Source organism: Neptuniibacter pectenicola, from assembly GCF_001597735.1.
Classification (GTDB): domain Bacteria; phylum Pseudomonadota; class Gammaproteobacteria; order Pseudomonadales; family Balneatricaceae; genus Neptuniibacter; species Neptuniibacter pectenicola.
Window position 1 is genome coordinate 1 of sequence record NZ_LUTS01000196.1, and the last position, 229, is coordinate 229.

General features: G+C 42.4%; 1 protein-coding gene. It reads left to right on the forward strand.

From position 1 onward, the window contains the following. A partial coding sequence (locus A3773_RS18285; RefSeq protein ID WP_197462891.1) for a hypothetical protein occupies positions 1 to 229 on the forward strand: 229 nt, incomplete at both ends.

Consider the following 229-nt stretch of genomic DNA (forward strand, 5'->3'; position numbering starts at 1 on the left):
CGAGCGTGCGCGTATCTATATTGGCATTCTTAGCTCAGTTGAAAAGAGATGAAGAGCAGTTAAATCCACAGCATGACCATAAGTTTAATTTGTCAGCGGGTGTGTTGTTTGATAGCAACGTAAATGTAGGCCCTTCGGGCTCAGTTGTTAATGTTAATGGGACGCCATTTACTATTACAGGTGGTTCGCCAGTTAGTGATAATGCTTTAGTGGTTAGCGGTAGTTATGA